General features: G+C 43.3%; 15 protein-coding genes. 1 reads left to right on the top strand and 14 read right to left on the bottom strand.

Going from position 1 to position 15,055, the window contains the following annotated elements:
* Positions 1-21 precede the first annotated feature (21 nt).
* The 8 genes from ACXAEA_RS01715 to ACXAEA_RS01680 all read right to left on the bottom strand — a co-directional run bounded on the left by ACXAEA_RS01715 (position 22) and on the right by ACXAEA_RS01680 (position 7,284).
* The gene (locus ACXAEA_RS01715) at positions 22-963 is read right to left on the bottom strand and encodes a YybS family protein (protein WP_475094218.1); all 942 of its coding nucleotides are present in this window, start codon (positions 961-963) and stop codon (positions 22-24) included.
* A 341-nt stretch (positions 964-1,304) separates the two neighbouring features.
* On the bottom strand, positions 1,305-1,541 hold the full coding sequence (gene rpsR / locus ACXAEA_RS01710; RefSeq protein WP_031307629.1) for a 30S ribosomal protein S18: 237 nt from the start codon (positions 1,539-1,541) through the stop codon (positions 1,305-1,307).
* A gap of 49 nt (positions 1,542-1,590) precedes the next feature.
* Positions 1,591-2,079, bottom strand: a complete 489-nt coding sequence (ssb, locus tag ACXAEA_RS01705; RefSeq protein ID WP_475094217.1) for a single-stranded DNA-binding protein — start codon at positions 2,077-2,079, stop codon at positions 1,591-1,593.
* A 71-nt stretch (positions 2,080-2,150) separates the two neighbouring features.
* A complete protein-coding gene (rpsF, locus tag ACXAEA_RS01700; protein WP_475094216.1) occupies positions 2,151-2,438 on the bottom strand; it encodes a 30S ribosomal protein S6 in 288 nt (95 codons plus the stop codon).
* 246 nt (positions 2,439-2,684) lie between these two features.
* Complete coding sequence (gene ychF / locus ACXAEA_RS01695) at positions 2,685-3,785, bottom strand: redox-regulated ATPase YchF (RefSeq protein WP_475094215.1); 1,101 nt, start codon at positions 3,783-3,785, stop codon at positions 2,685-2,687.
* Between the two features lie 289 nt (positions 3,786-4,074).
* Positions 4,075-6,078 carry a molybdopterin-dependent oxidoreductase gene (locus ACXAEA_RS01690; protein ID WP_475094214.1) on the bottom strand — a complete coding sequence of 668 codons (2,004 nt, stop codon included), beginning with the start codon at positions 6,076-6,078 and terminating at the stop codon, positions 4,075-4,077.
* 86 nt (positions 6,079-6,164) lie between these two features.
* Positions 6,165-6,365 carry a DUF951 domain-containing protein gene (locus ACXAEA_RS01685; RefSeq protein ID WP_475094213.1) on the bottom strand — a complete coding sequence of 67 codons (201 nt, stop codon included), beginning with the start codon at positions 6,363-6,365 and terminating at the stop codon, positions 6,165-6,167.
* Positions 6,366-6,375: 10 nt separating this feature from the next.
* Complete coding sequence (locus ACXAEA_RS01680) at positions 6,376-7,284, bottom strand: mechanosensitive ion channel family protein (protein ID WP_475094212.1); 909 nt, start codon at positions 7,282-7,284, stop codon at positions 6,376-6,378.
* A gap of 654 nt (positions 7,285-7,938) precedes the next feature.
* Here ACXAEA_RS01680 and yyaC point away from each other — a divergent pair.
* The gene (yyaC, locus tag ACXAEA_RS01675) at positions 7,939-8,571 is read left to right on the top strand and encodes a spore protease YyaC (RefSeq protein ID WP_475094211.1); all 633 of its coding nucleotides are present in this window, start codon (positions 7,939-7,941) and stop codon (positions 8,569-8,571) included.
* 56 nt (positions 8,572-8,627) lie between these two features.
* On the opposite strand, the gene ACXAEA_RS01670 is transcribed toward yyaC, so the two are convergent.
* From ACXAEA_RS01670 to mnmG, 6 genes are all read right to left on the bottom strand, one after another.
* Positions 8,628-9,338, bottom strand: coding sequence for a DUF554 domain-containing protein (locus ACXAEA_RS01670; RefSeq protein WP_475094210.1), 711 nt, complete (start codon positions 9,336-9,338; stop codon positions 8,628-8,630).
* Between the two features lie 67 nt (positions 9,339-9,405).
* A complete protein-coding gene (locus ACXAEA_RS01665) occupies positions 9,406-10,254 on the bottom strand; it encodes a ParB/RepB/Spo0J family partition protein (protein WP_475094209.1) in 849 nt (282 codons plus the stop codon).
* Positions 10,247-11,008 (bottom strand): ParA family protein, encoded by a 762-nt coding sequence (locus ACXAEA_RS01660; RefSeq protein WP_475094208.1) that lies wholly within the window; start codon positions 11,006-11,008, stop codon positions 10,247-10,249. The genes ACXAEA_RS01665 and ACXAEA_RS01660 overlap by 8 nt, the downstream gene beginning before the upstream one ends.
* 247 nt (positions 11,009-11,255) lie before the next feature.
* Positions 11,256-12,134 (bottom strand): nucleoid occlusion protein, encoded by an 879-nt coding sequence (gene noc / locus ACXAEA_RS01655; protein WP_475098036.1) that lies wholly within the window; start codon positions 12,132-12,134, stop codon positions 11,256-11,258.
* A gap of 198 nt (positions 12,135-12,332) precedes the next feature.
* A complete protein-coding gene (gene rsmG, locus ACXAEA_RS01650; RefSeq protein ID WP_475094207.1) occupies positions 12,333-13,049 on the bottom strand; it encodes a 16S rRNA (guanine(527)-N(7))-methyltransferase RsmG in 717 nt (238 codons plus the stop codon).
* A gap of 45 nt (positions 13,050-13,094) precedes the next feature.
* Positions 13,095-14,975, bottom strand: a complete 1,881-nt coding sequence (gene mnmG, locus ACXAEA_RS01645; RefSeq protein ID WP_475094206.1) for a tRNA uridine-5-carboxymethylaminomethyl(34) synthesis enzyme MnmG — start codon at positions 14,973-14,975, stop codon at positions 13,095-13,097.
* Between the last annotated feature and the right edge of the window lie 80 nt (positions 14,976-15,055).

The following is a 15,055-nucleotide window of genomic DNA, read 5'->3' as shown; positions in this document are numbered from 1 at the left end:
CTCCTAAAGCTTAGTATCTGATTACTTCTTCTCCCCAAGTCGCTTTCTTAAGTCAAACCCTAAATCAATTATACCTAATATCCTGACAATATAAAGAACAAAAGGCAGAAGGAAAATCGAGACAAGCACAATGATCGGCACAGCTTTAGGGTACCCTTTAACGTGCGTGATATAGAATACAAATGACAAACCTTGAAGCACCATCAGCATTTGCAGGATAAAAGAAAGATTGGAGATCACCCAGAACCAATAAGTACCTTCTTCAGGTTTCATGATGATTGCTGCCAGCATGGTGAACAGGTAGTACCATAAAATACTTTTAGGCAGATTCATCTCCCTGAATGGAGACCATTTTGGCACTTTTACACCAAAACGCCTTAACAATGGAAACGAAACGAGCTGAAGAATGAATACCGCCAAAAAGGAAGCCATGACAAACATGCTTGGCACAAGAGTTTCAACCATATCCACCATTAATTCAAACTGTTTGATCATTTTTTCATCAGGCGTTTGTCCCAATTGCTCCAGCATTTTGATTGACTGGTCCATTGATGTACGGAAGACCTCGATCATTTCATCAATAAGATTAATCTTGAACAAGACAACAGACAATGCATATTGTCCGACGATATTCACAAGGAAAACGATGGATCCTGCTATAAAAGCAGCCAGCCTGCTTTTTCCTTCGCGCACCATATAACCCATCACAGCACCTGTCGTACCATATGCAAGCGCAAGCGGCATCGCCAAGAAGGAACCTAAAATCATCGATAATAAAACACCCGCCACTGTAAAGACCGCCGTACTTTTCCAATCATGCTTTGCTCCAAAAAACAGGAATGGCAGCGACAAGAAAAAATTCACAAACATGCCAAGAACGGGTATGTATAAAGTAATCAATAACAAAACAGCGAAAATCGCCAACAGTACAGCACCCTCTGTTAGCTTATATGTATTCTTCATATTTCACCTCTAACTCGAAAAGCGTTAGCGCCCTTGATACCTGCGCTGAAGCTAGACAATAATAGTAATCAAGTGATTCAAGTATAAGAACTATTTTATCCTCTAAAAACTGGACAAGCAACCGAAGTGCAAAAAAAGAGAAATGCGCAAGCGCCTTGGTCAGCCCCGACAAGCGCTGGAGGGCCTGACAGTGAAGTCGTTCTTTGACTTCATTGGCAGGACCGAAGAGTCTCGAGGGGCTAGGCGCTGGAGCTGGACATATCTCGAAGTAAATTTTGCAATTTCATATTGAATAATATAAAAGGCAGCGGGATGTCCCGCTGCCTTTTAAAATCCGATCATTATTCGCCTGAAACGTATGGCAGTAATGCCATTTGACGAGAACGTTTGATTGCAACCGTCAATTTACGCTGATATTTAGCGCTAGTTCCAGTTACACGACGTGGTAAAATCTTACCGCGCTCAGAGATGAATTTTTTCAAAAGATCAGTGTCTTTATAATCGATCTTAGTGATTCCGTTTGCTGTGAAGTAGCAAACTTTACGGCGTTTTGCACGTCCGCCTCTGCGTCCACCCATTGCCATGGTCATTTCCCTCCTTGTTTTTTATAATACGTCCGAGTTTATATTAGAATGGAAGATCATCATCTGAAATGTCGATCTGGCCGCCACCTGCAAATGGATCCTCATCTACTTTTGTATAACCTTGATTTTGGCGTTGATTCTGATTCCCAAATGGGGAACCCTGATCATTTTGGCGGGAATAGTTATTCCCTCCGTCTGAAGCTTGTCCTTGGCCTTTTGGTTCAAGGAACTGAACACTTTCAGCCAGAATTTCTGTAACGTAAACACGCTTGCCATCTTGTCCTTCATAACTGCGAGTTTGTACACGTCCGTCGACACCTGCAAGGCTGCCCTTCTTCAAGAAGTTAGCAACATTTTCAGCTGGACGGCGCCATACTACACAGTTAATGAAATCAGCTTCCCTTTCACCCTGCTGGTTGGTAAATGCACGATTTACCGCAAGAGTAAAAGTAGCAACGGCCACTCCATTTGGTGTGAAACGTAATTCAGGATCCTTAGTCAAACGACCTACAAGAACGACACGATTCATCATCAGAATCAACTCCTTTACTTCAGCACTGTTTCACGTGAAACTTTCAGCTGGAAGTTTATATCAATTTTGATTTATTCTTCTTCTTTAATAACGATGTGGCGAATGATATCTTCGCTGATCTTAGCAAGACGAGAGAATTCCTCAACTGCTGCTGGCTCTGCATTCACTTTTACAAGTTGGTAGTAGCCATCACGAAAATCATTGATTTCATAAGCAAGACGGCGTTTGCCCCATTCTTTAGCTTCTGAAACTTCCGCACCGTTTTCTGTTAAAATTCCACTGAAACGCTCAGTAAGAGCCTTTTTAGCTTCATCTTCAATATTTGGGCGGATGATGTACATAATTTCGTACTTTCTCATCACTGTCACCTCCTTTTGGTCTGACGGCCCCATTACAGGGCAAGGAATAATTGTTTAATTACTCACAAGATGAAATTATATCACAGAATATTTTTGAACGCAATGCTATGTGACAGGATTCTTCTGCATTTCATAGCATTTTTCCAAATTTCATCTATAGAAAATACTAACATATGTTCGTATTTTTGTCCAAGCTTATTTGCAGAAAAAAAAATAACGCCCTGCCTTGTGCAGGGCGAAAATTATTTAAACGTTAAAACGGAAGTGGATGATATCTCCATCTTTCACTTCATATTCTTTTCCTTCCAGGCGGACCTTACCAGCTTCCTTGGCAGCTGTCATTGTTCCTGCTGCAAGCAAGTCATCATAATGGACCGTTTCAGCACGGATGAATCCGCGCTCAAAGTCAGAGTGAATGACACCGGCACACTGAGGTGCCTTCATGCCGCGGCGGAATGTCCATGCACGGACTTCCTGGACACCAGCAGTAAAGTAAGTAGCCAGTCCAAGCAAGCTGTACGCTGCACGGATCAGCTGATCCAAACCTGACTCTTCAATGCCCAGTTCCTCAAGGAACATAGCCTTCTCTTCGCCTTCAAGCTCGGCGATTTCTTCTTCGATCTTTGCACAGATAACGATGACTTCAGCATTTTCCTTTGCTGCGAATTCGCGGACCTTCTGTACATATTCATTGTTATCCGGGTCTGCAACTTCATCTTCACTAACGTTTGCCACATAAAGCATTGGCTTGATCGTTAACAAATGCATGTGTTTTACGATTTTCATCTCTTCATCAGTGAATTCAATCGCTCGGGCAGGCTGTTCTGCTTCAAATGCTTCACGAAGACGGGCCAGGATTGGGAATTCAATCGCAGCTTCCTTGTCTTTTTGCTTAGCAAGCTTTTCAACACGGCCAATTCTTTTTTCAACTGATTCAAGGTCAGCAAGAATCAATTCAAGGTTAATAACCTCGATATCAGAAATTGGATCCACTTTACCTGCAACGTGTGTGATATTATCATCCGCAAAACAACGGACTACCTGGCAGATTGCATCTACCTGGCGGATATGCGAGAGGAATTTGTTGCCGAGCCCTTCACCCTTGCTCGCGCCTTTAACGATACCAGCAATATCAGTGAATTCAAAGGCTGTAGGTACAGTTTTTTTCGGCTGCACCAGCTCAGTCAATTTAGTTAAACGATGGTCAGGAACTTCAACGATCCCAACATTCGGGTCAATCGTACAGAACGGATAGTTTGCTGATTCAGCACCAGCTTGCGTGATCGCATTAAACAATGTTGATTTTCCAACGTTAGGAAGTCCAACAATACCTGCTGTTAGTGCCATCCATGTCACTCCTCTATTTAAAAATGTATCTATTCAAGCAAGAATCACCTAAACGATTTTTTCCTCTCACAATTATAGAGATTACGCAGAGAAAAGACAAGCTTGTTAAATGAAGCTCTCAGTTAATCTGGCACATTGGTTACCTTTATTTTAAGAACCTCGACTTTTGGGAGCAAATCGGCTTTATTGGGTACCTTTTTTCCAAGTGTTCCGGCTTTTTGGGCGCCAATAGTATGATTCTATTTATCGCAAAAGAAAACCGTACTTCCTAAGAAGCACGGCACAAATTTTAGTTCTCTTTTTCCACTTTCACAATGTTGACTAAACAATCATATAGCGTACTGCCGAGTCCATTGTCGGATTCTTTGCTTGATGTAAGCTGGTTTACGGAACCTCCGAACCTTGCGCCTATGCCTTCATCGATATTTACTGTTCCAGGGTGGGCATTTTTAAGGATAGAGACGGTTCCTTTGATCTCGCCGCGGTCATTCCAGACACGGACATAATCAGTTTCTTTCAAGCCCTTTTCTACTGCGACGCTTCTGGCAATCTCCACCTTCACATAAGGCGCCGGCTGGAACAGGTGGAAATGCTGTGAATGATTGGAGCGCAGCGGATGGATTGTAAGTAATGTATAAGGATATTTTTCCGCCAGCACCGGATTCGTCCATTTTGTTTCGCTTGGCAGAGACAGCTTGATCCTCCCGTCAGGAACGGCAGAAGCAGTGAATTCATATTTTCCGCTAGGCGTTTTGAATTTGCGGTCTGCCCATGGAATTTTATCAACTGGCAGTTCAGTAAATTTTTCCTCGCGGATTTTTTCCAGATTAATCCCTTTTGCCGTCAATGAGGTCAGCCCCATTTTCATAAATCCTTCTCTTGTAAAATCAAAGTCCTGACCAAATCCAAGTCTTTTCGCAAGCTCAGTCCAAATCCAGGCATCGGGCTTTGCTTTTCCAGGTGCATCAACGAGTTTTGGCCCATGATTAACATAATGATGATACATCGAGGAGTAATATACATCTTCGACCTCAAATGCAGTCGCAGCAGGCAGGACATAGTCAGCAAGCTCCGCAGTATCTGTCATGAACTGTTCAATCACAACAAGGGTTTCCAGTGATTCAAAGGCTTCTCTCACCCTGTTCGTGTCCGGAACCTGTGTCAGTGGATTTCCACATGTGACGATCCCCATTTTTATTTCAGGGTCAATCGCTGATAAAATTTCTTCTGCCTGCCTCATCATCGTAAAAGTGCGTGAAGCAGTTTTCTTTTCAGGCATCGTCATATCCTGATAGGAAAAACTTTGGCCTACCTGCTTGTTTGCATAGTTGGCGCCGCCTCCGGGAATGCCAATGTTCCCGCTGACCGCCACCAGTGCATCAAGCAGCCTGATCGTGTTCCCGCCATTTTCATAACGCTGCATGCCAAGTCCCATGATCGTTGATACCGGACGGTCAGCATATATTTCGGCTAGGTGGGTGATGATGTCGGCCGGAACCTCTGTCACCTCACTGATGTAGTCTAGCGTGACGCTATCCAGCAATTCCTTTACATCCTCGAAGCCTGCTGTATGATTTTCAATAAAATCTAGATCCTGCAGGTTCAATCTCACAATTTCCTTTATAATGCCAGCAGCTAAGAGTCCGTCAAAGCCTGGCTTTATTGAGATATATTCATTCGCCAGCTTTGCAGTAGCATTGTATATGGGGTCAATCACATATATTTTCGTTCCATTCTTTTTCACAGCCTGAAGGTTTTGATACAAATGCATATTTGTGCGGGCAACATTCCTTCCCCAGATGACAACATGCTTGCTGTTGACCAGATCTTCAGGTGCATGGCTATAAGCATCACCCAAATCCCAGTTCTGCGCTTCGATTCCGGCACCCCAGCAAATAGACCCTGTCAATTCCGTCACTCCGCCATATAGATTAAAAAAGCGGCTGTCGAGATTGGAGAGCAGTCCGCTGTTCGCGTAATCATGACTGTGCAAAACGGAAGTCGTTCCAAAGTTTTCTTTATAGTAAGCCAGCTTTTCTGCAATTTCATCAAGAGCTTTTTCCCATGAAATCTGCTGAAAGCCACCGGCGGTTTTTTTCAGTGGATAAAGAATTCGATCCTCTGAATTTGTCCGGTTCTCCAGCATCCTGCCTCGGCCGCAAATCTTCCCTTGAGTGATTGGGTGTTCAGGATTGCCCTCGACCTTCGTCACTTTCCCGTCCTCGACGGTAACTAGGAACCCGCAGCTGTCCCAGCAATTCAACGGACAAGCTGAGTGATATACTGTAGCCACTGCCTCATCTCCCTATTGGTTCTATTTTATATTCCGATAAATTTAATAATAAGGATAATACATGAAAGATAAAAAAAGAAGCAGGATTACTCTTCCTGCTTCGATAAAACTTTCTTCACTTTTCGCGTGAATTCTTTTCTTGGAATCAAGACGCTGTGCTGGCACCCTTCACACTTAATTCGGATATCCATGCCAAGCCGGATGATTTTCCACTTGTTTGTGCCGCAAGGATGTGGTTTTTTCATTTCAACAACTTCATTCAGTTGAAACTCGTGATCCAAATTCAAAACCCCCTGTTTATTTCCCTAATTCTTTCTGTGCTCCGCCTTCCTGGCGAGAGTACATGACCATTCTCGGGAATGGTATCTCAATTCCATGTTCATCAAGAATCAGCTTGATATCCTTGCGAAGCTGTCTTCCAATATACCAGTGTTTCATCGGGAGCGTTTCTGCCACAATGCGGAGGATGACCTCAGAGGCACCAAATTGCTGAACACCGAGAAGTTCGGGATTCTTAACAAGCTCCGGGTACTTTTCTGGCGTTGTTTCCAGATACTCCTGAAGGACTTTTTCGGCATATTCGATATCGCCTTCGTAAGCAATCCCAATATCAAGAACTGAGACACTGTTGTAAAGAGAGAAATTCGTTACCTCTACGATGCTGCCATTTGGAAGAATATTGATTTCTCCCGTAAAGCTTTTAATCTTCGTCGTCCGCAGCCCAATTTCCTCCACAGTCCCTTCAAATTGTCCAATTCTCACATAATCTCCTACCGAGAACTGGTCTTCAAAAATAATGAAAAATCCGGTGATAATATCTTTAACAAGACTTTGTGCGCCAAAACCGACAGCAAGGCCAACGATCCCTGCACCTGCAAGCATCGCCTGGACATTGATTGTCAACGCAGAAAGGATCATCATGATCGTAATAAAATAAACAACGTATGTAAGAATATTTTCAAGAAGCTTCATCAGCGTTGCTTCCCGCCGCTCTGAAATCCTCAAAGGTGCCTTTGACCTGACCTTGAAAAAATTATGGATAGCAATCTTGCCGATGCGAATCAGCAATCCGGAGATGATCAGGATCGCGACGATTTTCAGGACACTTTCTCCAATAGCGAACCAAAGGTTTTCATCCATCAGCTTTTGGCTGAATTTATTAAAAAATGCTTCTGTTTTTGTTAAGCTTTCTTGTGCTGCACTCATAATTTCACCTGCCTGAAAATATTATTGTCTAATAACCATCTTATCTCTTTCGGAACTTGCAAGAAAGTTAAGAAAGGCCCTGTAAAATTTGGCTGTTGATTTCCGTTCCAGGCTCTTCGCTTTGTGCGCCTGCGGGGGTCTCTCATGACTTGCTGATCCCGCAGTACATTGATTTGGCTTCCTGAATTCACCCACACACGAAGGAAATGCGGTAGCATTTTCGAGGAGTCTTCGCGCCTTCCACTGCAATCAACAGGTGTTTATAATCATCATTGGGCTATAACAGAGCCTATAAAAAAACTTTATTGAAACAAAACCATTTTATCAGAGTTTTCTATTTTAGATAAAGTAGTGTGTTTGCAAATTACCTTCCAGCTATAGCTTCTCAACATCATACCACAAATAATTATTTCCCGTAGGGATGTCCAGCTTAATACACCATTTCGTTATATTACAATAACATTCACTCATTCGAAAAGAGACCATCACAGTATATCAAAGAATATTTCCCTTTAACCAACATATAGGAATATATACCCTTTCAGGTCTCTGCCTGTTACTAAAGGCCCTGTTTAAATCTTTCTGTTTACAGGTATGTATAGATTACAAAAAAAGTCCGTATACTGATAGTACGAATTTTAAGGAGTGGATCCAATGAATCTCAAAAACCATTTTTTCGAGCGGAAAAACAGCGTGGCAAAGATTAATCATGAGGATGGTCTGGCTGCTGAAAAGCTGGCTTCAGAAATCCTGGACCTTCTGCCTAATTATAGCGCTCGTCCTATCGTTTTTGTCTGTATTGGAACGGACCGCTCCACCGGTGATTCATTGGGTCCACTGATCGGAACATTTTTGCAGGAAAAGGAACTCGCCCCTTACCATGTATACGGAACTCTGGATGATCCGATTCATGCTGTAAATATGGAAGAAAAACTAGCAGAAATTAAGCAAAAACATTTCAATCCATTCATCATTGGCATTGACGCTTGCCTTGGCCGCTTAAAGAGTGTCGGGTCCATCCAGGTAGGCAATGGTCCTGTCAAACCAGGTGCTGGTGTCAACAAGGAGCTGCCGGAAGTGGGCCATATGCATATCACAGGAATTGTCAATGTCAGCGGGTTCATGGAATTCTTTGTGCTGCAAAATACAAGATTGAACCTTGTATTGAAAATGGCAAAAACGATTGCCAATGGAATTTTTGAAAGCAGTTTACATTTCCCGAAAAAACCGGATTGGCCAAAATTAAGCTGGGATTTGGAAACAGAACAGCCAACAGTTGCTGAATGATCTGCCATTTTTTCATAAATAAACCGAGAAACGCCCGGAATGATCCAGGCGTTTCTTTATATTCCAACCATATAATGAGTGACCGTTACAAGTACAGCTGTCACTAGAATTCCTGGCAGCAGGTTCGCTACCCTGATTTTAGTCAATCCAATTAAATTGAGGCCGATCGCAAAAATCATCACGCCTCCGGTTGCCGTCAGTTCAAGGATGAAGCTGTCCATCAAAGCCTGTGGAATCAGCTTATCGATTTGTGTAGCGAATAATGCGATCATTCCTTGATATAGCATGACTGGTACCGCTGAAAAAAGCACACCAATGCCCAGGGTTGTTGTCAAAATCAATGCAGTGAAGCCGTCAATGATCGCCTTTGTATAAAGAACATCGTGATCGCCGCGGATTCCGCTGTCCAGAGCACCAATAATCGCCATCGCCCCGATGACAAAAATCAATGTCGCAGTAACAAATCCTTGTGAAATGCTTCCTTCCCCTTTTGAACCAAGCTTTCGCTCAAGCCAGTCCCCAACCGAATTCAGCTTCTCTTCAAGCTTCCACGTTTCTCCGAGCACTGCACCGATTACAAGGCTTAAGATGACAATCAGGAAGTTTGCACTCTTGAAGCCCATTTGCAAGCCAAGCACCATAACAGCTAGCCCGATACCGTGCATGACAGTTGCTTTCATATTTTCGGGAATTCTCGTTAACATCCTTCCCAGCAAGGTACCAATGATAATCAATAATCCATTAACGAGCGTGCCAAGTAAAAACATATCTTTCACCTTTTTAAGAATTTTGTTAGTAGCCTATGTAAAAAAAGAAGCCATCAATATTGATAGCTTAGGAGTTTTGCTGATCTAATAATTCCAGGATTCGTTCCAGGTCGTCTTTCGAGAAAAATTCAATTTCAATTTTCCCTTTATTTTTGGATTGCTTAATATTAACTGTTGTCCCAAATCGTTCACGCAATGAAGTTTCCCGTTCACGGATAAACACGTCTTTTGTTTCTTTCGTTTTTGTTGTTTCACGTGGAACAATTTCGTTCATTTGCTGGATCAGTTGTTCTAGCTGACGGACATTCATACCTTCTTTGAGGATTTTCTCAACCAGAATGGGCAACTTATCTTTCTTCCTTAACCCTAACAGCGCGCGTCCATGTCCCATGGAAATCTTGCCATTGGAAATGAGCTCCTGTATTTTTGGCGGCAAAGAAAGCAACCGGATATGGTTTGCCAAATGCGGTCTGCTTTTCCCAAGTCTTTTAGCTAATTCCTCCTGGGTAAGCTTCAGTTTCTCCATTAATGTCTGATAAGCAATTCCCTCTTCAATAGGGTTCAGGTCTTCACGCTGGAGATTTTCGAGTACAGCAAGTTCCATCATTTGCTGTTCGTTCAACTCACGGACGACTGCCGGAACGGATTTGAGCTTGGCTTCCTTCGCAGCACGGAAGCGCCTTTCCCCCACAACGATTTCATAGCCTTTTATGGTTTTCCTGACAATGATCGGCTGCAGGATTCCATGTTCCTGGATGGAAAGCTTCAATTCTTCAATCGCTTCTGGCTGGAATACTTTACGTGGTTGATAAGGATTCGGCCTTATTTCTTTGATGCTTATCTCCTGGACTTTTTCGTCTTTACCGGCTTCCTCTTTGAATAAAGCATTCAATCCTTTACCTAAGCCTTTAGCCATTTGCAACCACTTCCTTTGCAAGATCTAGGTAAACCTCAGCCCCGCGGGACTTCGGATCATAAATGATAATAGGCTCTCCATGGCTTGGAGCTTCACTTAGACGCACATTACGCGGAATGACGGTTTTATATACCTTATCCTGAAAATACTTCTTAACCTCTTCGATGACTTGAAGTCCTAAATTAGTACGGGCATCAAGCATTGTCAAGAGCACACCCTCTATTTTTAAGTCCTGGTTTAAATGTTTCTGCACCAGGCGGACTGTATTAAGAAGCTGGCTTAGCCCTTCAAGTGCGTAATACTCACACTGAACCGGGATGATGACCGCATCTGAAGCCGTCAATGCATTCAGCGTCAATAAACCAAGGGATGGCGGGCAATCTATCAAAATATAATCAAAACTATCTTTTACTTCTTCCAGGGCACGCTTAAGGCGCACCTCCCTTGAAATGGTCGGTACAAGTTCTATTTCTGCACCTGCAAGCTGAATCGTCGCAGGAAGTGCGTATAGGTTTTCTACTGCTGTCGGGTGGATTACTTTTCTTGCTTCAACATCATCGACAAGAACATCATAAATGCACTGCTCAACATCCGCTTTTTCAATTCCCACACCGCTTGTCGCGTTTCCTTGAGGATCAGTATCAACGAGAAGAACTTTTTTCCCTATGTATGCAAGACATGCGCCTAAATTCACGGAGGTAGTCGTTTTTCCGACTCCGCCCTTTTGATTCGCAATCGCAATGATTTTTCCCACATTGTCACCTACTTTCAAAACCGTAAAATTGCTTATTCAGCTTTTTCAAGCATAAAATGCAAAAGAATTAAGGCTTTTTTACAGTTCAGAAAAACTACGGGAACCGAAAAAAGCAATCATGTATTCTATTTTATCATGAATTAAGACAGTTGATAGAATTTTTATTAAAAAGAAATAATGCAGTAATATTACGATCTATGAAACTAAAAAAAAGCGAGAGACAGGCATGTCCCTCGCTTCTAAATGATTATTTCTTTTTTGGTATGCGGATCGTGAATTGGTAAAATTCATCGAACTCTTCTTCTTCGGAATCGAGTTTGATGCCGCTGTCGGATACCATTGTCAGCGACTGGCGGATCGTATTCACTGCAATCCTCATGTCCTTGCTGAAGGCCTTCCGCTTAGGCTTCGGTTTTTCTTCATTTTGGCTCAAAAGCTTGATGACACGTTCTTCCGTCTGCTTGACATTGAGGGCTTTCTCAATGATTTCTGCCAACAGCTGAACCTGCAGCTGAGGATTTTTCAAAGGAATCAATGAACGTGCATGTCGCTCCGTAATGGATTTATTTAATAATGCGTCCTGGACATCCTGAGGAAGTTTCAGCAATCTAAGTTTATTGGCTACTGTCGATTGACCTTTCCCCAATCTTTGCGCTAATGCTTCCTGGGTAAGATTATGAATTTCCAGTAATTTTCCATAAGCGATTGCTTCTTCAATCGGAGATAGTTCCTCACGCTGAAGGTTCTCGATTAAAGCCACAGATGCCGTTTCTGAATCAGATAGATTTTTAACGATTGCTGGAACTTCTTCCCACTCCAGCTTTTTCATTGCCCGCCAGCGGCGTTCCCCGGCAATGATTTCAAATCGATCCTGATCGAATTCTCGGACAACGATTGGCTGGATTACTCCATGTATATGAATGGTACGGGCCAATTCTTCAATTTTTTCATCATCAAAAACAGTTCTTGGCTGGTATCTATTTGGAATAATATGGTCAATCGGGATTTTCTTAATTTCTTCGTGCTCAATGCTGTCAAGATCCTCAACCGTCTGTTCTTCCACCACTTCATTCCGTTCTTTTTCCTTTTCCCCAAGGCCAAAAAAGCGCGAAAAAGAAGGCTTCATCACCCTACACCACCTTTATGAACTCCCTATTACATATTCTCTATAAAAATGACAAGTTCCTGCCTGTTGACTCTATTATAAACTAAATTCATTTTTCAAAATAGGACAAAAAGCGCAAGTGCCTTTATCTGGCCCCGGACTTAAGTAAAAATGTGCCCAGTTCCATGATTTTAAGCCGCTGCAAGTAATCAGGAGACCCTATTCAATTGGCGTCTTGTTCGGAGTTCCCGGTTTTCTTGGATATTTCTTAGGAGTTGGCTTTTGTTTGTCAATGATTAAAATATTTCGTTCACTTTCTTCAACTGGCAGGGTAAACGAATGGACTGATTCAAGCTTTCCGCCAAGAACGGTAATCGCTTTTTCACCAACCTGCAGTTCTTCGCCAGCCTGGTTTCCCTTCATTGCGATGAATGTACCGCCCACCTTCACTAGAGGAAGGCAAAGCTCGCTTAACACTGACATTCTTGCAACTGCTCTAGCCATGACAATCTCATACTGCTCACGATGGTTCGGATTTTGCCCGAATGTTTCAGCACGGTCATGGATGAATGTCGTCCCATTAAGCCCAAGCTCTTTAGAAAGCTCTTCTAAAAAAGTGATTCGCTTATTCAGGGAATCTACTATTGTGACCTTGATATCAGGGAACGCAATTTTAAGCGGAATACTTGGAAAGCCGGCTCCTGCTCCAACATCGCACAAATTGAACGGCTTATTAAAATCAAAATAGAATGCTGCAGATACAGAATCGTAGAAATGCTTTAAATACACTTCAGGCTTTTCGGTAATGGCAGTCAAATTCATTTTTTCATTCCATTCGACAAGCATTTGGTAATACTTTTCATACTGCTCCATTTGCTTCTGGGATAGCTCAATCCCCTTCTCGGCGAGCAAAGCTTTAAATTGATCTGTATTCATAAGCCAATCCTTTCTGTCCTTGCTGGTGAATTTGCTTTAGTCTTCCTAAATCCGTGCGATCCGGCCCTGTTCCAAATAAACGAGCAGGATGGAAATGTCTGCAGGATTGACGCCTGAAATACGTGATGCTTGGGCCAATGTCAGCGGACGGACTTCTTTCAGTTTCTGGCGGGCTTCTGTTGCAAGCCCTGAAATCGCATTATAATCAATATTTTCCGGGATTTTCTTGTCTTCCATCTTCTTAAGTCTTTCAACTTGCTGAAGGGATTTTTCGATATATCCCTCATATTTGATTTGGATTTCTGTTTGCTCCTCTGTTTCAAAATCAAGCTCGACATCTGCAGGAACAAGCTGCTTGATATGCTCATATGAAGCTTCCGGACGCTTCAGAAGGTCTGCTGCACGGATGCCATCCTTCAACTCACTGCCGCCCATGGATCGGATCAGTTCCTGAACTTCTGCAGACGGCTTGATGATGATAGAACGCAGGCGTTCCTTCTCCGCTTCGACCGCTTCTTTTTTAGCCAGGAATTTCTGATAACGCTCTTCGGTAATCAATCCGATTTCGTACCCTTTTTCCGTCAAACGCAGGTCAGCGTTATCATGGCGAAGGAGCAGGCGGTATTCGGCTCGGGATGTCAACAACCGGTATGGTTCATTCGTTCCTTTCGTCACTAGGTCATCAATCAACACACCGATATAGGCATCAGCACGGCTCAAAATGACTTCTTCTTTATTCAGAGCCCTTCTGCCGGCATTGATTCCTGCCATGATGCCCTGTCCTGCAGCTTCTTCATAGCCTGAAGTTCCGTTGATTTGTCCTGCTGTATAAAGATTCTTAACCAGTTTTGTTTCCAAGGTTGGCCAAAGCTGCGTTGGCACGACTGCATCATACTCAATCGCATAGCCAGCACGCATCATCTGGACTTTTTCAAGACCCGGGATTGTCTGGAGGATTTTATGCTGGACTTCTTCCGGCAAGCTTGTTGATAGTCCCTGCACATATACTTCCTGTGTGTTCCTTCCTTCCGGCTCAAGGAAAATCTGATGGCGCGGCTTGTCGTTGAATCGGACTACCTTATCCTCGATGGATGGGCAGTAGCGCGGACCAGTCCCCTTGATCATTCCGGAATACATCGGTGAACGATGAAGGTTATCATCAATCAGCTGGTGTGTAAGCTCATTCGTATACGTCAGCCAGCACGGCAGCTGATCCGTAATGTATTTAGTCGTTTCATAAGAAAATGCTCGGTGGAGATCGTCACCTGGCTGGATTTCTGTTTTTTCATAATCAATCGTGTCGCTGTGTACTCGCGGCGGTGTTCCTGTTTTAAAGCGTACAAGCTCAAAGCCCAGCTCCTCGAGATGTTCCGATAGCTTGATTGATGGCTGCTGGTTATTCGGGCCGCTTGAATATTTCAATTCGCCGAGGATGATTTCACCGCGCATATACGTTCCAGTCGTAATCACGACAGACTTGGCACGATAAGTTGCTCCCGTCTGGGTAATGACCCCTTTACACTCGCCATCCTCAACAATCAGACGCTCTACCATTCCCTGTACCAGTGTCAGGTTCTTTTCATTTTCCATGGTCTTTTTCATTTCATTCTGATAATCGAACTTATCTGCCTGGGCTCTTAATGCACGAACGGCAGGACCCTTTCCAGTATTAAGCATCCTCATCTGGATATAGGTTTTATCGATATTGCGGCCCATTTCCCCGCCAAGAGCGTCTATTTCCCGTACAACAATTCCCTTTGCAGGTCCGCCGATTGACGGGTTGCACGGCATAAACGCAATCATATCAAGATTGATCGTAATCATCGCGGTTTTCGCGCCCATGCGTGCCGCCGCAAGGGCTGCCTCAACACCTGCATGGCCGGCACCAACTACAACCACATCAAAATTTCCGGCTTCATAACCCATCCTGCTGCCTCCTTATAATGCTGCTTTGTATGACTCATTTATCAAAACCATTAACGACTTTATCTTTCTGTCATGTATGG

The sequence above is a fragment of the Mesobacillus sp. ABV4_180 genome (assembly GCF_056158485.1).
The sequence above is the reverse complement of the archived record's forward strand: the minus strand, read 5'-3'. Positions and strand labels throughout refer to the sequence as shown.